Here is an 18,200-nt window from a genome sequence, read left to right as displayed (position 1 = left end):
CTCTTTCGGAGAATGTTATGACAACACTCTGGCAGGATTTGCGCTATGCCTTTCGAGTTCTTATCAAGTCTCCCGGTTTCACGTTGATTGCCGTCCTCACTCTCGCTCTCGGCATCGGTGCCAACACCGCCATCTTCACCGTCGTCAACGGCGTTTTGCTCCAACCCCTCCCTTATCCCCAGCCGCAGCAACTCGTCCAACTTCACGAAACCTTGACCCTTTCGGGAAAGGGCCTTGGCACGGCCTCCGGCCCCGATTTCGATGATTGGCGCGCACAGAGTCGCTCTTTCTCCGGCCTCGCCGCCTATTTCGAGGATGGCCTGAATCTCACTGGCTCCGGCGAGCCGCAGCGCCTTCGCAACATGGAAGTTTCTGCTGACTTCTTCGGCCTGCTCGACGCTCAACCGGCCCTCGGACGATTGTTTAACAGCAGTGACTTCAATGCCGGTGCGCGCGTTGCGGTACTAAGCAACGGCCTCTGGCATCGCGTCTTCGGTGCAGACCCGAACATTGTGGGGAAAACTTTGGAACTCAGTGGCGAGGTTTATACCGTCGCAGGCGTCACTTCCCCCAGCTTTGCTCCCGTTCAGGACGAAGAACTCTGGACGTCGCTCACTCCGGATAATCCGCTTGTCCAGGATCGTGGCAGCCATGCCTTGGAAGTGATTGGCAGGCTTAAACTGGGCGTCTCGCTTGCCGCGGCCTCTGCGGACATGGACACCATCGGCGCGCGTCTCCGGAAGCAATATCCCGACACAAATGCCAAGCGCGGCATTCGCACGGATTCGCTTCAAGACCTTCGCGTTCGCAATATTCGTCCGGCACTCCTAACCCTTCTTGCTGCCGTCGGCTTCGTACTCCTTATCGCTTGCGTGAACGTTGCCAATCTCTTGCTCGCGCGCGGGACCACGCGGCGCAAGGAGATGGCTCTTCGCGCCGCCCTGGGTGCGGGCCGTGGCCGCATCATGCGTCAATTGCTCACAGAAAGTGTCGTGCTGGCCATCGTCGGTGCCGCTTTGGGACTTGCCTTCGCGTATAGCGCCACTCCTGCGCTCCTTTCCATCGCGCCCGCAAACATGCTCCAAACCGCCGGCTCGATTCACATTGGCTCGCGCATCCTGCTCTTTACCGCGGCGCTCTCGTTGCTCACCGGCCTGCTCTTCGGCCTCGTGCCCGCTCTCCACTCTGGTCGCGTCGATTTGGGCGCCACTTTGAAGGAGGCCGGAGAACGCTCCGGCTCCGCAGGCGGCATGTCGCGCTTCAAGAGCTTCCTCGTCGCTTTTGAAATCGCCACTGCTATGTTGCTCCTTATCGGAGGAGGCCTGATGCTCCGTTCCTTCTCCTCGCTTCTCCATGTTGCGCCCGGATTCGATCCTCACAACGTCCTCACCATGGAGCTGTATCTTCCAAGCACCACCGTGGCTCAGGTTCCCACGCGCCTCGCTTCGATTCACGAAATGCTCGGCCACATCAAGGCGCTTCCAGGCGTCGTCTCTGCCAGCAGCATTGTGTACCTCCCGTTTTCTGGTCTGAACATTAATGGTGACTTTAAGATTCAGGGTCGGCCCATGCCCAAGCCCGGAGACAATCAGGTAGCGGAATGGCGCCTCGTCAGCGCCGGCTATCTCACCACCATGCACGTTCCCATTCTTCGCGGCCGTGATCTCTCCGATAGCGACGACGCAAGCGGCGTTCTCGTTGCTGTTGTCAATCGCGCGTTCGCAGAAGAGTACTTTCCCAATCAGGACCCCATCGGCCAAAGCGTCAATCTTTGGGATGGAGTTCACCCCTGGCTCCGCATCGTCGGTGTCGCTGGCGACGAGCGTCAGTTCGGTCCTACAGAACCTCCGCGCCCATCCGTCTACGTCTGCATGAGCGCAATGAATCCATCGGACGCCGCTCAGTTTCTTCCCGGCTTGCCGATCAGCTTGGTCGTGCGCACCGAAGCAGCTCCGGCGAACTCCGCGAAGCCCGTCGTTTCCGCGATTCATACGGTGGATTCCCAGATTCCGGTCTCGAGGACCATTCCGTTCGAAGATCTGATCTCCCAATCCCTTTCCCAGCCGCGTTTGGCCGCGACTCTCCTTGGTGTTTTCGCCGCCCTCGCGCTTATCCTCGCCGCCGTCGGGCTGTACGGAGTGATGGCCTACGTTGTCACCCAGCGCACGCGCGAGATCGGCATTCGCGTTGCGCTCGGCGCGCAACAAAAAGATGTTCTGCATCTCGTCTTGGGGCAGGGGGCAAAACTCGTTGGCGTCGGCGTCGCGGCAGGAATCGTTGCCGCGCTCGGTCTGACGCGCCTGATGTCCAGCTTGCTGTTCGGCGTCTCAGCTGCGGACCCGGCCACATTTATTCTCGTGGCTGTCGTGCTCGCCGCCGTCGCGCTTTTCGCTTGTTACATTCCCGCGCGCCGCGCCATGCGCACGGATCCTATGGTCGCGCTTCGCTATGAATAGTCGGCGCTCATTTTGGAATGTAAAGGAGACAGATTTTTCGCGCGTTGCTTTTGGCGTCGTGATTACATTTGAACTCTTTGTTCGTCTAACTTGGCGAGGTACACAAAACATCCAATGAACACACTCTGGCAGGATTTGCGCTACGCATTTCGCATTCTCATCAAGTCTCCCGGCTTCACCATCGTTGCCGTTCTCACTCTCGCTCTCGGCATCGGCGCCAATACCGCGATCTTCAGTCTCATCGATGCCGTCATGCTCAAATCCTTGCCCGTGAAAAATCCTCAGCAGCTCGCCCTCTTCCAATGGGACGACAACAAATGGCCGCCGCAGTTCGGCCAGACAGGCTGGGATTCCAAGTACTCATTTTCCTATCCCACGTTTGAAGAATTCCGCCAGCAGAACAAATTGTTTTCCGGCATTTTCGCGTGGGCACCGCTCGGCTTCAACGCCCAGAACACCACGGTCGGCATCAATGGCCAGCCCACTCTCGCCAATGGCATGATGGTCTCGGGAGAATTCTTCTCCACGCTCGGCGTCGCTCCTCTTCTCGGTCGCGGCATCAACGAATCCGACGAAAACCCCGGCGCGCCGCACGTCGCCGTCGTCAGTTACGCCTATTGGACGCGCCAGTTCGCCCAGAGCGCCTCGATTCTTGGCCAGGACGTTACTTTGAATGGCATCCCTTTTTCCATTGTCGGTGTCACGCCGCCAACGTTTTACGGCGTTCAAATCGGAATCGAGCCTGATCTTTGGGTGCCCTTTGACGATAAGCCCGAAATGCGTCCTTGGAGCAGCCCGCCCGGCGGTGGCGCCACTTCCGTCTTCGCTGCGCCTAATTGGCTTTGTGTAAACGTCATGGGTCGTCTGCAAAATGGCGTGACGCGCGCTCAGGCGCAGAGCGGCCTCGACGCGTTATTCCATCAAATCGTCACCGCGAATTGGCACCCGGACAAACCCGACCAGGTCCCGCACATGTCCCTGGCTTCCGCCACGCAGGGCCTGCCCCAGTTGCAACAAAGCACCGGACAGCCGCTCTACGTTCTCATGTTCGCCGTCGGACTCGTCCTTTTGATCGCCTGCGCGAACGTCGCAACTTTGCTCCTCGCGCGCGCCACGGGCCGGAAGAAAGAAATCAGCGTGCGTCTGGCTGTAGGCGCTTCGCGCGCTCGTCTGATTCGCCAGTTGATCACCGAAAGCGTCTTGATGTCCGTTCTCGGCGGCGCGTTGGGATTGCTTTTCGCTTCCTCCGGAACACGCGCTTTGGTTGCGCTTATGTCCGGCGGTGGCACTCCGATGGTCTTGGATACCGGCACGGATCTGAAAGTACTCCTCTTCACGCTGGTCGCAGCAATCCTCACCGGAGTCATCTTCGGTCTCGCCCCCGCGTTTCGTATCACGCGCGTCGAGCTGGCATCCGCCATGAAAGACAGCGCCGCAAACATCACCGATGTGCGCGATAAGCATCGCCTCGGCAAATCGCTGATTGTCGCGCAGGTTGCCGCCTCTCTCGTCCTCATGGTCGGCGCGGGTCTTTTCGTTCGTACCCTCATCAACTTTGAAAACAACAATTTCGGTTTCAACCAGCGGAATTTGTTGAGCTTTGCCCTGGATCCGACTCGCGCGGGCTATCACGATGCTCGCTTGGTCAATTTCTATTCGCAGTTGCTGGATCGCATCCAGTCCATCCCTGGCGTCAAAGCCGCCACTTTGATGGAATATGCTCCCTTCAACGGCTGGTCCAATAATAATTCCGTGTACGCCGAAGGCACCGCGCCAAAATCCGATAACCCTATCATTCGCTCGCAACACATCGGCCCGGACTTCTTTCGCACCATGGGCATTCCCATCATTCTGGGCCGGGGCATCCTGCCGAGCGATACAGCGGCCTCGCCCATCATCGCGGTTGTCGACGAAACCTTCGCCAAGAAATTTTTCCCTGGGGAAAATCCCGTCGGTCACCGCTTCAGCAGAGGTTTGAAGTTCGATCCTCAGCACACGATTGAAATCGTCGGCGTGGCCAGGCCCGCGGAGTTGACCGACCCGCGCTCCGAGCCCCTCCCCAAGGCCTATTATGCTTACGCACAGAGTCCTAAGACTCTCGACATGATGTTCTTCGAAGTTCGCACCCAGGGCCCGCCGTCAACAGTGATCTCCGAGCTTCGAGACGCCGTGCGCCAGGCCGATCCCGCCCTGCCTCTTATGGATCTGAAAACGCAAACCGAGGAAACCAGCGAGGCTCTCTCTCAGGAGCGCCTCTTTGCCCAGCTCACCTCCGTTTTTGGCTTGCTGGCTCTCACGCTCGCCATGATCGGCCTTTACGGCACCATGGCATATTCCGTCACGCGCAAGACGCACGAAATTGGTATTCGCATGGCCCTGGGCGCCAAACCCGCCGACGTTCTCCGCATAGTCATCCGCCAGGGCATCACGCTGACTTTGATTGGCCTTGCAATTGGTGTCGTCGCCGCGCTTGGGGTCACGCGTTTGGTCGCGAGCCTGACTTTCGGCGTGAAATCCTACGATCCTTTGACCTTTGTCGCCGTCGCCGCGGTTCTCGTCGCTGTCGCGCTCTTTGCCTGTTATATTCCCGCGCGCCGCGCCATGAAAGTCGACCCCATCGTCGCGCTGAGGTATGAGTAGAACGCCGTTGGGCGATTACGAATTCGCGCCAGGCGCGCTTGCCCGCCGAAGCCTGTGTTTAGCGAAGGCGGGCCGATCCTATGCCTGCCTGCCGCAGGCAGGGTCGCCTCGCGCTACGAGTGACGCCTTGTAACGTATGAAACTCGTCTTTGAAGCCACGCATCACGGAAGCATCTTGCCGCCGATGCCGCGTTGAATCTCCGCGCTCGCTTTGCCATACTTCTTGTGATGCACTCTGCTGCTGTCGTCGATCATTTCAAGAATCCTCGCAACGCCGGCGATCTCCCTGATGCCACCGCTGCAGTGGACGTCTCGAATCCCGTTTGCGGCGACGTTCTTCGCCTCTCTGTTCGCGTCGACGCCGGCAAAATCTCTGCCGTGCGTTTCAAAGCTCAGGGCTGTGTCGCGACCGTCGCTTCCGCTTCCGCGCTCACCGAGCTCCTCATCGGAAAATCTCTCAATGAAGCTTGGGCCGTCACCGCCGCAAAAATCTCCGACTCGCTCGGCGGCCTGCCCCCGGCCACATTTCACGGAGCGCAGCTTGCCTCCGACGCTCTCGTCGCCCTCTTCGCCAAATTGAAGTAGAGTCGGCCGCGTTCGCACGTTCGTACCTCTCATTTTCGTGCTGTAGGTGTTGCGCAGACTCTTCAGATGCCTGCGTACCAGGCGTAGCCACCTTCTGGCTCGAACGAACCCAGTCCGTTCCTGAACTTCTTGATGTCGTCGATGACGGTTAAATGCGTAATGAACTTGACGCTCTTGTAGCCAAGCTGTCGTGGGACACGCATGCGCAGCGGGCCGCCACTGCCCACTGGGAGATCCTTCCCATTCATCCCATAGGTGAGAAAAGTCTGAGGATGCGTCGCTTCGTCCATATCGAGGCTGTCCCACCATTGCGGATCCATCGAAAAATAGACCACGTATTTGGCCTGCGGGCGAACTATTGTCGTATTCAGGATGTCAGAGAGCCGCGCGCCAATCCACTCGGCTACGTAGGACCAGCCTTCTTCGCAGGCGACTTCGGTAATCTGGCTGCGGCGTGGAAAGCTCCGGATTTGGTCAAGCGAAAACGAGGCGGGCCGCTCCACCAGGCCGTCCACGGTCAGCCGCCAGTCTGCGAATCCGCCAGCCTGCAGGCGCTTGAAAGCGTCACTCGGCGGAGCAATTTCGTTCGCGAAGGGGCGCTTCGAAATCATGCTCGCGGGGAACTCGCGCGCCAGAGAGTGGCGCCCCAGCAGGCGTTGGAAAGCATAGTTCAGCGTTTCACCTGGGCCATAGATTCCCCTGTGGTCCGGCGGAATCAAGCCGTACTTTTCCGCCAGCTTGGCGGCTGCGTCCAGACCGCTTGCTCCTGCTGCCAATGCGAGTCCACCCAGAATCAACTTACGCCGTGAGACCTTTGTCATGTGTGCTCCTCACCTGCGTCTGCTCGTCCGGTGACCATCGCTCGCGTGCGGCTCCGGAATCCAGCCAGAGAAATCATCGCAATGTGCACCACCAAAAACAGGGCGAGAACAATGGAAACAAAGAAGTGAATCGTGCGAGCGGATTGCCGGCCGCCCAGGAGAATGACCGACGACGGAAACGCTGCAGTAAATGTTGGAGACATTGCCAGGCCAGTCCAGATCACCAGAGGGAACAAAACAAAGATCACAAAAAGATACGAAAGCCTCTGGAGTATGTTGTAGGACCACGCTTCGTGTTCAAGCGGCCGCCGGAACCGCAGATGGTTGAGGATTGTTGCCCATAGACTTCGCCAGGAAAGATCAGACTTGGCCGGCAGCAAGTTTTTCCGGAGATGCCCGGAGAAAATACCAAACAGCACGTACAGCAAGCCAGTGAAGAACACGAGCCACGCAGCTTCGAAGTGCAGCGCGCGGCTCCAGCCATTCTGGTCCGGCAGGACGTAGTTGTAACCCGTCGGGACCATATCTCTCGAGGAGGGGATGGGGATTTGAAATAACGGCTTGGTCAAATCGTTTCCCGTCTCGCCCCAGTAGAAGCGCGGATGAGAAATCAGAATTTCAATGCCGGTGAGGAGCAGGGCAAAGAAGCCTAGCGTGATAATCCAGTGAGTGATCCGCACAACTGCAGAATGGCGCATACGAGCAGGAACCTCCGAGGCCGAGACGGGGCTTATCAGTCTCGTCTTTGCGGATCAATCCACTGCGCGACCGCACGGGAAGCCCAATTCACTTCGCTCCTCAACGGCTTTGTGATTCTACCGCAGCTGAGCGAAATCTGGTCCAGCAATCAAGGGCCCAAATGTAACATTCGCCTCGCGGCAGAGGATTGTCCTTCTGAGCAGTGCGGTTGTGGCATTCCAGGTCGTCGAATTGGGAATTACAAGTGGATTGACTCTCGCGACATAGTGGCCGGAGCGACTCTGGCTAGGCCGAGGTCTAGGATGCGAAGCGGCGCTCGAGCATGAACGCAGCACAAGTCACGATCGCGACAATAATCCACATGATGGACGCTGAGATTCTCCAAATCCCGCTGGCGTTCAGCGCAAAAACGAGTGCCACCAAAAGAAAGAACGGCGCCGTGATCACGCAATGAAAAGTTCGGTTCCGCGCAAAATTCGCCACGCACGCGAGCCCCAGCGCCGCAAAGAGCGTTGCGAGGCCGTATTTTGGCAAGTGCAGCCAGTAAATCGCTGCCAATCCTGCCGCATAAAAAACCGCGAACGCGCAACCCCAAAAGCACATCGCGCGCCACGACGAGCAGCAAAATTGTTTCGAGGCGATTGCGCTCCGTTGGGTCATGGTTGCGCCATGCTAATACGCAAACCTTTGCGATGTCACGCACTCTAGCCTGAGGAACTCGGCCGCTCCGGCAGCGGACAGAACTTCCCGTGCGAAAATCCTGCCGCCTCGACGCCAAACGCTCGGTTGAACCGCGCGCGATAATTCTCCCACCCAATCGCCGCCGTCAGTTCCACGATCTGCCGCTCCGAAAAATCCCGCCTCAGCGCCGCGAAGAGTTCATCGCTCACGTTCGCCGGCGTCCGCGTCAGCGCCGCAGTCAGCCGCAGAACGTTTTTCTCTGTCTCCGTGAAATGCGCGCTTGGTTCGAATTGCGCCAGATCCAGAAGCTGTTCTTCCGTAATTCCATTTCTTTTTCTGCCGACGGCAGAATGGATGTCAATTCAAAACGGGCACCCCACCATCATCGCCGTTTTCAGCATCGCCAGCCGCCGCAGCCGCGGCAATAGCTCACCTTTGGCTTCTGAATATTTCGTCATGCGCGTCCACTGCCGCAGCAACCGCGGATCATGCGCCAGAATCTTCGTCGTTTCCGAAACCTGTCCCAGCCGCCGTTTCATGGCCCAGTAAATCAGCCGAACGTGCCACGGCGCGTCTTTTGCTTCCACTCCATTCATGCGAGGCATGCGAGCACTCCTCTTTCTTAATGTCGCGCCAAATGCGGCACGTTACGTTGGATTCGCAATTCGCCGCAGAGATTCAGGCTCGTTCAAATTCAGCAACACACCTTCTTCTTCCACCGCAACTTCAATCACATCTCCATCGTGTGCACGTACCACGGCTCGCGCGCCAATTTCTTCCGGTGCATTCAGCAATTCGCTGTAAAGCGCGCTCGAAAAAATCACTGGATGCCCGCGCCGTCCGCGAAATGTCGGAATCACGACGCGATTTTTCGCTCCATCGAATGCATCCATCAGCTGCGCGATCACGCGCTCCGAAATCAGCGGATGATCCACCAGGCAAACGAGCATTCCCTCCGTCGCGCCTGCCGGCAAGCTGCGTATCGCTGCACGCAGCGACGAAAGCTGCCCGCGCTGCCACTCCTCATTCACCACGAGTTCTTCCGCGTCCAATTTCGCACGCGCGCGAATTTCTTCCGCGTGCGCACCCACAACGACGCGCAGAAGTCCCGCACGCGGATGCCGCGTCACATCGATTAAATGGCACAAGAATGTTTTCGTTGAATGCTGCTGCGAAGATTTCGCGGCGGCGGGCTTCGGCCCGGCATCCGATGGCTCTCGCGCTGCACGAGGCGCAAAATTTTCAGGGAAGGGAAGCAGCGCTTTCGGCTGGCCCATGCGCCGCGATTCGCCCGCCCCCAAAATCACAACGGCCAGCATGCTTCACTCGTGCTTCAGCGCGGGCACTTTGTCCAAACGCACCGCTTTGTGCGTCACGCCGGACGGCGCATTTCTGCGAATCGCAATCAGCTCCGCCGTCACGCTCACGGCGATTTCTTCCGGCGTCAGCGCGCCGATTTCCAATCCCACCGGCGCATGCACGCGCGCGAACTGTTTCGCGGCGATGCCTTGTTTCTCCAGTGCCTTGTAAACGGAGATCACTTTGCGTTTGCTGCCGATCATTCCGATGTAGCGCGCGTCTGTGCCGACGGCCCATTCGAGCACGCGCATATCGTCCTTGTGCCCGCGCGTCACAATCACGAGGTACGACGACGCGTTCGGCTTAACTTTTCCAAACGCCTCTTCGTACGTCGTGATCGCTTCTTCGGCCATCGGAAAGCGTTCCGCATTCGCGAAGCTCGCCCGGTCGTCGATCACCGTGATCGAAAATCCTGCCAGATGCGCCACGCGCGCCAGCGCCGTCGAGACGTGCCCGCCGCCGAACAAATATAGCTTCGGCTGCGGCAAAATCGGTTCGACGAAAATCTCCAGCGTCCCGCCGCAAATCAATCCCGCGTCGTATGCCGCCTCATTGTTCAAATTGAACGTCATCTTCCGCGGCGTCTCTTCGTGAATCGCTTCTTTCGCCGCGGCCCACACTTCCGCCTCGACGCATCCGCCGCCGACGGTGCCAGCAATCGAGCCGTCTTCGCGCACCAACATCCGCGAACTCTCATAGCTTGGGATCGAGCCGTTTGTGTGTACGATCGTCGCCAGCGCGCCGCGCTGCCCCGCGCGCCTCATCCGCACAATTTCTTCGAACAGATCCATCGTCGTCGCCTGATTCAGGTTACGGCGCGCCGCAGCCTGTGTCAATCGCCCCGCGGGCCGGCGCGACGCTTCAGCCCCGCCTGTCGTTGCATACCGATGCAGACGCGCGCGCGACCTACCCGTTTGTCCATTGACCGCCAGTGGCTTAACCTAGCGGCATGAACGAAATCGCGTTTGAGGTGATGCAAGAGGCCGACGGCGGATTTGTCGCTGAGTGTTTAAGCGACCCCATCTTTACTCAGGCAGACGACTGGGACGCTCTCAGGAAAAATGTGAAGGAAGCCGTCTCCGCATATTTTTTTGACCGCAAGCCAGCCCCTTCCGCGATTCGTCTCCTGAGATGCGCGCCCTAGGACCACAAAGCCGCCTCACATGGCTTTTTACATTTGGGTAGGGCTCGCGGCCATCCATCATTAATCAACCATAAATCTATCTTGTGTGTTACCCTCTGCGGCGCTCTATGACGACCGACGCCGAAGGGGTTGATCCTCCAGCCAAACAAGCTGCTCGCGAAGAACTGCGACGAAAACGGAAGATCATCCAGGAAATTTTGCACTTGGAGACAGTAGAGTTAGTGATGGCCGAATTGCAGTGGTTGGAAATTACAGAGAATTCGCCCGCCTGGAACGCAGCGCTCGCCGCTTGGCGTGAGTTCCACGCGAGAGATTTTTGAGATGGCGCTCAAGGCCGTCCCACTTGGCCTTCTGTTCCTCAGGAGAGAACTGAGACAAGTGCCCCTCGATGACTGCGAGCAGCTTCTCGGCCGGTGTCCTCGACTGCTTTTCGGTTTTTGGCATTTCTGCCACTCGCGCCATGAAATCTCCTGTTGCGAGAATGCGTATTGATTTCATCCTACACCTCGGACGTGGCGCGGTCAACGGCTACTGGCCGCGGATTGCCTCTACTTGCCACCGATATCCGGTAAAATTCGCTTTATCCCGAAGCTCTGCGCTCTTCCCGCGCTGCGATTTTCTTCTTGACTTTCTGTTAACTCTCTGATATACAGGTAGTGCGGCTGGAGATCAGCCAGACAATGCGCGCGGGAGAAGTGCATGGCCACCTTCGGGTGGCTTTTTTCGTTTAGGGGGATATGTCAAGAATGGCGCTGCAATTCATTCGAAAAACCCTGAAAGCCCCGTTTCCGCCCCGAAAATCCAATTCTAATCGCTTATTCTATGAAGAATTAGAAGTTGACCTAACTTACACAAAACAAAAGGAAGGAGGCCGTTCTAATCGCTGATTCTTTCGATTTTTTGAAAAATTTTGCGATTTCGGACAGTCGCGTCCATCGCATCAGGGCAGGCGGAATGACAAGGCTAGGTCTTACACCAGGCGCAGACCATGGGGCAGACGAAGGCGGCATAGCCCAGAGCTTCGAGTTCAACAGAGATGCGATGAGGGATTTCGTCGAGCGGCACGAGACCCTCAGCGGTGGGGACGCCGAGCTGGATGGCCTTGGGCAAAAGGCTGGCGTACGTGTCGGTGATGTATTGATGGATGTGCGAGTCCGGAGCGCCGTCCATGACGGCTTCGAAACGCATGTGCGGCAACGGCAGACCGGCTTTGGTGAAGACAGTGTGAAGACGCAAGCCGAGATCGAGATGAGCGCCAGTCCGGCGGAGCGTTTCGATGACGCAGGAGCCGACGCGGCTGAGGACAGTTTCATTGGGCGGCATGGCTGCGAAGGAGGGTTCGAGAAAAGCGACGACGCCGCCCGGGCGAAGATGTTTGGCGAGAGCGGCGAGCGTGGCGCTGGGATCGGGTTGGTACATGAGGATGAAGCGGCCGACGATGGCGTCGATGGGTTCTTCCGGCGCGAAGTGAGAGACGTCGGAATTGATGAAAGAGATGTTGCGCAAGCCGGCGGCAGCGGCGCGTTCGCTGGCGTGCGCGATGGCGCTGGCGTCGACATCGAGGCCGATGACGCTGCCGGACTGGCCGACCATGCCGGCGAGCAGTATGCAGACGTCTCCGGCGCCGGAGCCGAGATCGAGAACGCGCATGCCGGGAACGATGCCCGCGTCGGTGAACGTGCGGCGTGTCATCGGCTCCATGAGCGCAGATTGGTGCGCGAGGCGGGCGTATTCCTGCTGCGTGCGGCCAAGGGCGTATTCGCTATGCGCTGCGCTCATCAAATGCCTCCGGGGAGAATTGTCGGGACGTGCGATCCTGCGCATACAGTAGCACCTTTTGCCTCCGCGCTCCGAAAAAAGCGCGGATTTGCGGTAAACTTCTGATTCGATTTTCCACGGAGAAAGCCGAATGAAAGCAGTCATTTTCACGCAGCACGGCGGGCCGGAAGTTCTAACGTACACGGACGTCGTCGAGCCAAAGCCGCGCGCCGATGAAGTTCTGGTGCGCGTCCGCGCCTGCGCACTCAATCATCTGGACCTGTGGATTCGCCGCGGCATCCCCGGCATTGCAATTCCGATGCCGCACATTAACGGGAGCGATATCGCAGGCGAAATCGCCGCGGCGGGCGAACTCGTCAGCGACATTCGCGCGGGCGAAAAAATTCTGCTGCAGCCGGGCGTCTCCTGCGGACGCTGCGCCGCGTGCCTTGCGGGCAACGACAACCTCTGCCGCAAATACACGCTGCTCGGCTATCTGGTCAATGGCGGCTACGCGGAATATGTTGTGGCGCCGGCGCGCAATGTGATGGCGATGCCTGCGGGACTTTCGTTCGAAGAAGCTGCGGCGATTCCGCTGGTTTTTCTCACGGCGTGGCACATGCTCGTCACGCGCGCGAAGCTGCAGGCCGGCGAAGACGTGCTCATCCTTGGCGGCGGAAGCGGAGTCGGGAGCGCAGGAATTCAAATCGCGAAGGTTCTCGGCGCGCGAGTGATCGCGACGGTCGGCAGCGAAGAAAAGGCCGAGAAGGCGCGCGCGCTAGGCGCGGATGACGTCATCATTCACACGAAGGAAAATTTTCAGGCGAAAGTGAAAGAGCTTACGGCGAAGCGCGGCGTTGATGTCGTGTTCGAGCACGTCGGCACAGCGACGTGGCCGCAAAGCATCGCGTCGCTCGCTGTGAATGGGCGGCTCGTCACGTGCGGCGCGACGACCGGGTTCGACGCGAAAATCGATCTGCGTTTTCTCTTCAGCCGCCATCTCTCGATTCTCGGTTCTTACATGGGCAGCAAAGCGGAACTTTTTCCTGTGCTCGAGCTTGTGGCGCGCAAGCTCGTTCATCCGGTCGTCGACAAAATTTTTCCGCTGGCGGAAGCGCGCGCGGCGCACGAACGGCTCGAATCGCGGGAGCAATTCGGCAAAATCGTTCTCAAGACCTAGGTACGAGCAGCCTTTGCGGGGCGGCGAAGTCGGCGGCGTCTTGTTTGATCGCGTCCCTAGCGGATTGAAGCCGCCGCGCGCGGCTTATTGCAATTCGCCAGGCATTCCGGCACAATCCATCGCAATCGGGCAGGTCGCCCAAGGCCCCAGCACAATCATCCATAATGAGAGCCGCGGGGAGGTGCATCTATGCGGGCGAAGCATTCGATTCTTCCGATTCTGGGAGTATTTTGTCTCGCGCTTGTCCTGGCAACGTTGTTTTCCTCGCGACCTCCGCTTGCCGCTCAAGGAACGCGAGCAGCGAGTGCTACGGCGGCGCAATCTGTCGATTTCCACGAGGAAGTGATCGCTCAAATCCCTGAGGGGACAGAAGTTAAGGAAATTATAGAGGCAGGCGACCATGTCGCCTGGATACAGAAAAAGGGCAATCTTTGGACCGTTGTACTCGACGGCCAGACGCAAGGGCCGGCCTTCGAGCGCATCGACTTCTTGCGTTTCAGCTCCGATGGTGCACATCTCGCTTTTTTCGGCAAACGCGATGGCAAGTGGATTCTCATCATGGAGAGCCAGGAGCGTTCTCCGAGCTATACGTATCACACAGATGTTGCTTTCCAGCCGAAGGGGAATTCCTTCGCTTATTCGGCTTGTACGGAAAAAAAGAAGTGCCAGCTTGTGGTTGATGGAAAACAAACCGGCGCGGAATACGAAGACATCAGTTATCCGCAATACAGCGATGACGGCAAGCGGCTCGCGTACTTTGGCAAAAAACACGGCAAGAAATGGAAATGGGTCGCCGTTGTTGACGGCAAAGAGACAGGCCCCGATCTCAGCGGCGTAGACTTCCGGGAATGGGGTTTCAGTGCGCACACAAACCGCTTCTACGCTGCTGTCTTGCCTGTCGGGGCCAACTGGACCTATTTGGTGGATGATGCCACGGGCCCCAGCTTCGTGACCCTCAGCCCCATTGCCTTCAGCGCCGGCGATGAACACTTTGTCTATGGCGGCGCAACCAGCCGCGGTGGATTGAAGAAGCAAGGGGTCACGGGAACAGTCGTTCTGGATGGGAAACCGGGATCCAGCTATGAGGGAAGCGGGATGCAGGGTGCCTGGACACTCCTCTTGAATTATTCACAAGTCATGGTCTCTGGAACGCGTGATCTGGACGCTGGTTTCCAGGGCATTTCGAATCCCAAATTCAATTCCAGCGGAAAGCTCGTTTACGCGCTGCGCAACGGAAAAGGCGACATTGTGGTCATGAACGGAGAGCAGACTGGGCCTTCCTTCGATGACGTTGTAAGCGATCTGGTCTTGACAGAAGACGAACAGCATATTGCATACGTCGCGCGCCGCGGGACTGATTTCGTCGAAGTCCGCGACAATCAGCCCGGCAAGACGTTCCCCATTGACGCCAAGTTCGGAGGCATTGGTTGGATGTGGTTATCCACCGACGCGAGTCATCTGGCTTACGAAATCATTCGCGGCGGAAATACATACAACTCCGGCGGCACGGCGCGCGCTCGGCGCACGGTCATCATTGATGGTCAGCCAGGCACGGAATACAACGCCTTCGATATTTCGCTCGTGCGGTTCACCAAGAACGGGAAACACTATTTCTATCGCGTCATTGGCGCCGACGGCAGCCGGACGCTGATGGTTATCGATGGTAAGGAAAGCAAGCTATATGACTTCCAGACGCTGGGCCGGTTTTCTTCCGACGAAAAGAGCGTTGCTTTCGTCGCCAAAGACTCTTCCCGCATCGTTCGCGTGACGGCCTCGCTGCCAGAGTGAGCGCCGCCGTAGCGGCGCGGTCATGCGCGCTCGCCGCGCGCGAGGCGTTCGGCAGGGTTATCTTGCGCGTTTGAGAGCTCACCTCTTGTTCGCAGGCAGCATTTGAGGCGGTACGACGTGACTCTGGTCACGCGGAGGCGTGACTCCCGTCGTTGCGTTCGTTGGAGAACGCTGCCAGCATTGCAATTGAAGTGCATGCCGTAGACGGCAGAGCCGGAAAGGAGTTATGGCGATGCCAGCTAACCTTCCTTTTGATCCTGCTTACTGCATTGAAGATTGCCCGCGCTGCGACCGCTGTCCGCATTTCTCACCACGCCGCCAGCACATGGAGGCCATGATCCAGCAATACGAGCTGGAACGACTGCGTTACGAAACCGATTGCTTGCCCATGCCTCCGATCACAGCCGCGCAATGGCACGAACTGGCCCAGCGCGTGCTGGCAATGTAGCCGCCGCTCTCGCCAAAATCCTGACGTCGGGGATTTTTACGGGGGACAGTTTTCTCTGCATTCGGTAACGGGCGCGCAGGTTGTGCGTTCTGCCCGAGCGGCAATTCATTGCTGCGCTTTGCCGCCCATTTACATTAGCGCGTGCGCCGTGCGAAAATAGGCTGACTACGGAGGAGACTCGCCGATGGCCGTGGAGCTTGCGAAGGGCGTGACGCTGGAAACGCCGGAAGAAGCCACCAACTTCCTGAAGAAAGAAGGAATCCTTTTCGCGCAGCTCGACCGGCTGGTGAACTGGGCGCGGCGCAGCTCGATTTGGCCGATGTCGTTCGGGCTGGCGTGCTGTGCGATTGAGATGATGTGCTTCGCGGCGTCGCGCTTCGACGTGGCGCGATTCGGCGCGGAAGTGTTTCGCGGCTCGCCGCGGCAATCGGACCTGATGATTATCGCCGGGCGCGTCTCGCAGAAAATGGCGCCGGTGATTCGGCAGCTCTACGATCAAATGCCCGAGCCGAAATGGGTGATTTCAATGGGCGTGTGCGCGACCTCCGGCGGCGTCTTCAATAATTACGCCATCGTGCAGGGAGTGAATCAGGCGATTCCCGTGGATGTGTACGTTCCCGGCTGCCCGCCGCGGCCGGAAATGCTGCTTTACGCGCTACTGCAATTGCAGAAGAAAATCGACGGCGAGCGCGGCAGCTTCCTCGAAGCGATCAACACCGGCAAGAATCGCAATCCCGGCAACGCGCTAGGCATCACCATCAACAATTGATTTCGCGCCACGCGACGCAATTTTTCCTCGCACAGAACAACGCAGAGCATGATTTGATTTTTTCGGGCGCTGCGAATTAAGCGCAGGATTCGTTTTTCTTGTGCGCAACGGGCGATTCGAAAACTTCGGCGTCGCCGCCGGACCATTTCACTTTGCTTCCCGGATTCATCTGCTCGCGGCGAACGTAGCCCATACCGATCACGGCGCCGAATTTCGGCGAACGCGCCGCGCGCGTCACTAACCCGATTTCTGATTTATGTTCCGCGTCACGTTCGTTGGGGTCTTCCGGCAGCGGCGCGAAGAGCGGTTCGCCCGCGTGCGGAATTGCGTCGCCGACGAAACGCAGCATCACGCGGCGGCGCTGAATTTGCCCGCGCGAGCGCACGCGCTCGACAATTTCCTGACCGGTGTAGCAGCCCTTCGTGTAACTGATGTGCGTCGATTCGAGCGCGGCTTGATGCGGGATTTGATTTTCGTCGAAGTCCGCGCCGTACCACGCGACGCCTTCTTCCAATCGCAAAATATTCAACGCTTCGTAGCCGACTGGCCCGCCTTTTTGTGCGCGCGCCGCTTCGAGCAGTGCGTTCCAGAGTGCGGGGAGATTTTCGCGCAGCGCGAGCAAATCCGCGGCGGGAATTTCTCCGCAGGAGTGGCGAATGATGCGGCAGGGAATTCCGGCGACGGATTTTTCGGTGTGCGCGAATTCGGGAAGGGAATCGAAATCGAGGCCGCAGAGTTCACGCAGCGCAACGGGAACCTGTGGGCCTTCCAGCGCGAGCGTGCCGAATTTGTCGGTGCAATCTTCAAGCGTGACGTCGTCCATGATAATGAATTTGTCGAACGTTTCGATGAGACGTGCGCGAATCATGGCGTGAGAGATCACGAGAAAGCGATCCTCGAGCGCGAGCGTTTCGACTTCAGCGAGAATGCGGCCCTGCGGACTGAGCAGAAGCGAAATATCGCCGCGGCCGGGTAAAAGATCGCGAATGTTGCCGGTAAGCATGGCGTTCAAATAGCGCACGCGATCATTTCCGGCGAAGGAAAGCACGGCGTGGAAATTTGTGTCGATCAAGCCGACGGATTCGCGCGCGAATTTGTACTCGCGCTGCGCATCACCGTAATTTGCAGGCAGCACGCAGCCGAAGTATTCAGCGAAATGGGCGCCGAGCTTTTCGTGTTCGGCCCGGAGGAGAGTTTCGATGGCGATGTGGATCGAGGTCACAAGGCAATTCTAGCAGATGGAGGGCGATGCGGTGCGCCATTGAGCGCAGAGAAAACCGCTATCTTCGGCGGGTGAAGCGCCGAAAAGGAAGGACACAGTGTTCTGTTCTCGAGCGGCAAAATGGGCTGCCGTACCGTGACCGAGGATGCCAATCGCTGCGGGGCTAAGCGCGGGGAACGCGCTATTCCGAAGGAGCGCGCAACGTTGCTTGCCGCGTCCATTTTGGTCATGGCCGTGGAAGCGCCGGAAAACTATAAATTCTCCTGGATGAAACGCGGACTCAGGTGCACGTCGACTTGTACGAGCGGCGAATCACCCACGGCCTTGAAGCTGTGGACCTCGCCTGCTTTAATGACAAAAATGTCTCCAGCGGCGCCCTCAAAGGTTTTGCCGTTGACCGTCCAGACTCCGCGGCCTTCGCGGATGAATTGAATCTCATCATAGGGATGCCTGTGCGGGCCTGGCCCCAAACCGGGCTTTCCATGGAACAGGAACACCGAAACACCCGTTTCGCCCTGCTCAGCGCCGACAAACTCATACGAACTCCCAACAAAAGGCAGGTTCTCTTGCCGCACGTGATGCATCGTCGTCAGTCCTCCTGACAGATTGGATGAGAGTTGATGCGGTCAGGTTCCGGGAGCGGCGGACGG

General features: G+C 58.4%; 18 protein-coding genes. 8 read left to right on the top strand and 10 right to left on the bottom strand.

Annotated features, from left to right (window positions below):
* The first annotated feature begins 17 nt into the window (after nt 1-17).
* The 3 genes from VGR81_06245 to VGR81_06235 all read left to right on the top strand — a co-directional run bounded on the left by VGR81_06245 (nt 18) and on the right by VGR81_06235 (nt 5,681).
* On the top strand, nt 18-2,456 hold the full coding sequence (locus tag VGR81_06245; GenBank protein HEV2288539.1) for an ABC transporter permease: 2,439 nt from the start codon (nt 18-20) through the stop codon (nt 2,454-2,456).
* A 114-nt stretch (nt 2,457-2,570) separates the two neighbouring features.
* Nucleotides 2,571-5,096: an ABC transporter permease gene (locus tag VGR81_06240; protein ID HEV2288538.1), complete on the top strand. Its 2,526-nt coding sequence runs from the start codon at nt 2,571-2,573 to the stop codon at nt 5,094-5,096.
* Nucleotides 5,097-5,288: 192 nt separating this feature from the next.
* Entirely contained in the window at nt 5,289-5,681 is a 393-nt protein-coding gene (locus tag VGR81_06235) for an iron-sulfur cluster assembly scaffold protein (protein HEV2288537.1), read from the top strand.
* Between the two features lie 62 nt (nt 5,682-5,743).
* Here the strand turns inward: VGR81_06235 and VGR81_06230 are convergent, their stop codons facing one another.
* The 7 genes from VGR81_06230 to VGR81_06200 form a co-directional block, all read right to left on the bottom strand.
* The gene (locus VGR81_06230) at nt 5,744-6,502 is read right to left on the bottom strand and encodes a molybdopterin-dependent oxidoreductase (protein ID HEV2288536.1); all 759 of its coding nucleotides are present in this window, start codon (nt 6,500-6,502) and stop codon (nt 5,744-5,746) included.
* Complete coding sequence (locus VGR81_06225) at nt 6,499-7,200, bottom strand: cytochrome b/b6 domain-containing protein (GenBank protein HEV2288535.1); 702 nt, start codon at nt 7,198-7,200, stop codon at nt 6,499-6,501. The genes VGR81_06230 and VGR81_06225 overlap by 4 nt, the downstream gene beginning before the upstream one ends.
* A gap of 298 nt (nt 7,201-7,498) precedes the next feature.
* Nucleotides 7,499-7,861, bottom strand: a complete 363-nt coding sequence (locus tag VGR81_06220; GenBank protein ID HEV2288534.1) for a hypothetical protein — start codon at nt 7,859-7,861, stop codon at nt 7,499-7,501.
* Between the two features lie 44 nt (nt 7,862-7,905).
* Nucleotides 7,906-8,091, bottom strand: coding sequence for a hypothetical protein (locus VGR81_06215; protein HEV2288533.1), 186 nt, complete (start codon nt 8,089-8,091; stop codon nt 7,906-7,908).
* Between the two features lie 153 nt (nt 8,092-8,244).
* A complete protein-coding gene (locus VGR81_06210; protein HEV2288532.1) occupies nt 8,245-8,487 on the bottom strand; it encodes a hypothetical protein in 243 nt (80 codons plus the stop codon).
* Nucleotides 8,488-8,529: 42 nt separating this feature from the next.
* Nucleotides 8,530-9,201: a nucleotidyltransferase family protein gene (locus VGR81_06205; protein ID HEV2288531.1), complete on the bottom strand. Its 672-nt coding sequence runs from the start codon at nt 9,199-9,201 to the stop codon at nt 8,530-8,532.
* 3 nt (nt 9,202-9,204) lie between these two features.
* The gene (locus VGR81_06200; GenBank protein HEV2288530.1) at nt 9,205-10,032 is read right to left on the bottom strand and encodes an XdhC/CoxI family protein; all 828 of its coding nucleotides are present in this window, start codon (nt 10,030-10,032) and stop codon (nt 9,205-9,207) included.
* Nucleotides 10,033-10,492: 460 nt separating this feature from the next.
* Between VGR81_06200 and VGR81_06195 the strand changes: the two genes are divergently transcribed.
* The gene (locus tag VGR81_06195; protein ID HEV2288529.1) at nt 10,493-10,705 is read left to right on the top strand and encodes a hypothetical protein; all 213 of its coding nucleotides are present in this window, start codon (nt 10,493-10,495) and stop codon (nt 10,703-10,705) included.
* A 643-nt stretch (nt 10,706-11,348) separates the two neighbouring features.
* Here VGR81_06195 and VGR81_06190 read toward each other — a convergent pair.
* Complete coding sequence (locus VGR81_06190; GenBank protein HEV2288528.1) at nt 11,349-12,164, bottom strand: class I SAM-dependent methyltransferase; 816 nt, start codon at nt 12,162-12,164, stop codon at nt 11,349-11,351.
* Between the two features lie 130 nt (nt 12,165-12,294).
* On the opposite strand from VGR81_06190, the gene VGR81_06185 reads away from it, so the two are divergent.
* The 4 genes from VGR81_06185 (at nt 12,295) to VGR81_06170 (ending at nt 16,328) form a co-directional block, all read left to right on the top strand.
* The gene (locus VGR81_06185; protein ID HEV2288527.1) at nt 12,295-13,323 is read left to right on the top strand and encodes a zinc-binding dehydrogenase; all 1,029 of its coding nucleotides are present in this window, start codon (nt 12,295-12,297) and stop codon (nt 13,321-13,323) included.
* Nucleotides 13,324-13,512: 189 nt separating this feature from the next.
* Nucleotides 13,513-15,111, top strand: coding sequence for a hypothetical protein (locus VGR81_06180; protein ID HEV2288526.1), 1,599 nt, complete (start codon nt 13,513-13,515; stop codon nt 15,109-15,111).
* A 232-nt stretch (nt 15,112-15,343) separates the two neighbouring features.
* Nucleotides 15,344-15,559 carry a hypothetical protein gene (locus tag VGR81_06175; GenBank protein HEV2288525.1) on the top strand — a complete coding sequence of 72 codons (216 nt, stop codon included), beginning with the start codon at nt 15,344-15,346 and terminating at the stop codon, nt 15,557-15,559.
* A gap of 184 nt (nt 15,560-15,743) precedes the next feature.
* Nucleotides 15,744-16,328: an NADH-quinone oxidoreductase subunit B family protein gene (locus tag VGR81_06170; protein ID HEV2288524.1), complete on the top strand. Its 585-nt coding sequence runs from the start codon at nt 15,744-15,746 to the stop codon at nt 16,326-16,328.
* A gap of 76 nt (nt 16,329-16,404) precedes the next feature.
* Here VGR81_06170 and VGR81_06165 read toward each other — a convergent pair whose 3' ends face one another.
* Entirely contained in the window at nt 16,405-17,550 is a 1,146-nt protein-coding gene (locus VGR81_06165; protein HEV2288523.1) for a glycine cleavage T C-terminal barrel domain-containing protein, read from the bottom strand.
* A gap of 251 nt (nt 17,551-17,801) precedes the next feature.
* Nucleotides 17,802-18,134: a cupin domain-containing protein gene (locus tag VGR81_06160; protein ID HEV2288522.1), complete on the bottom strand. Its 333-nt coding sequence runs from the start codon at nt 18,132-18,134 to the stop codon at nt 17,802-17,804.
* Nucleotides 18,135-18,200 lie beyond the last annotated feature (66 nt).

It is taken from the genome of Candidatus Acidiferrales bacterium (assembly GCA_035934015.1).
In the GTDB taxonomy this organism is placed as follows: domain Bacteria; phylum Acidobacteriota; class Terriglobia; order Acidiferrales; family UBA7541; genus DAHUXN01.
This window is presented reverse-complemented; position numbering and strand designations above follow the sequence as displayed.

Bases quoted from the DNA above. Each gene is read 5' to 3' on its own strand.
- VGR81_06205 (HEV2288531.1), bottom strand. From the start codon at position 9,201: ATGCTGGCCGTTGTGATTTTGGGGGCGGGCGAATCGCGGCGCATGGGC.
- VGR81_06195 (HEV2288529.1), top strand. From the start codon at position 10,493: ATGACGACCGACGCCGAAGGGGTTGATCCTCCAGCCAAACAAGCTGCT.
- VGR81_06240 (HEV2288538.1), top strand. From the start codon at position 2,571: ATGAACACACTCTGGCAGGATTTGCGCTACGCATTTCGCATTCTCATC.
- VGR81_06245 (HEV2288539.1), top strand. From the start codon at position 18: ATGACAACACTCTGGCAGGATTTGCGCTATGCCTTTCGAGTTCTTATC.
- VGR81_06190 (HEV2288528.1), bottom strand. From the start codon at position 12,164: ATGAGCGCAGCGCATAGCGAATACGCCCTTGGCCGCACGCAGCAGGAA.
- VGR81_06210 (HEV2288532.1), bottom strand. From the start codon at position 8,487: ATGCCTCGCATGAATGGAGTGGAAGCAAAAGACGCGCCGTGGCACGTT.
- VGR81_06230 (HEV2288536.1), bottom strand. From the start codon at position 6,502: ATGACAAAGGTCTCACGGCGTAAGTTGATTCTGGGTGGACTCGCATTG.
- VGR81_06225 (HEV2288535.1), bottom strand. From the start codon at position 7,200: ATGCGCCATTCTGCAGTTGTGCGGATCACTCACTGGATTATCACGCTA.
- VGR81_06185 (HEV2288527.1), top strand. From the start codon at position 12,295: ATGAAAGCAGTCATTTTCACGCAGCACGGCGGGCCGGAAGTTCTAACG.
- VGR81_06160 (HEV2288522.1), bottom strand. From the start codon at position 18,134: ATGCATCACGTGCGGCAAGAGAACCTGCCTTTTGTTGGGAGTTCGTAT.
- VGR81_06220 (HEV2288534.1), bottom strand. From the start codon at position 7,861: ATGACCCAACGGAGCGCAATCGCCTCGAAACAATTTTGCTGCTCGTCG.
- VGR81_06175 (HEV2288525.1), top strand. From the start codon at position 15,344: ATGCCAGCTAACCTTCCTTTTGATCCTGCTTACTGCATTGAAGATTGC.
- VGR81_06180 (HEV2288526.1), top strand. From the start codon at position 13,513: ATGCGGGCGAAGCATTCGATTCTTCCGATTCTGGGAGTATTTTGTCTC.
- VGR81_06170 (HEV2288524.1), top strand. From the start codon at position 15,744: ATGGCCGTGGAGCTTGCGAAGGGCGTGACGCTGGAAACGCCGGAAGAA.
- VGR81_06200 (HEV2288530.1), bottom strand. From the start codon at position 10,032: ATGGATCTGTTCGAAGAAATTGTGCGGATGAGGCGCGCGGGGCAGCGC.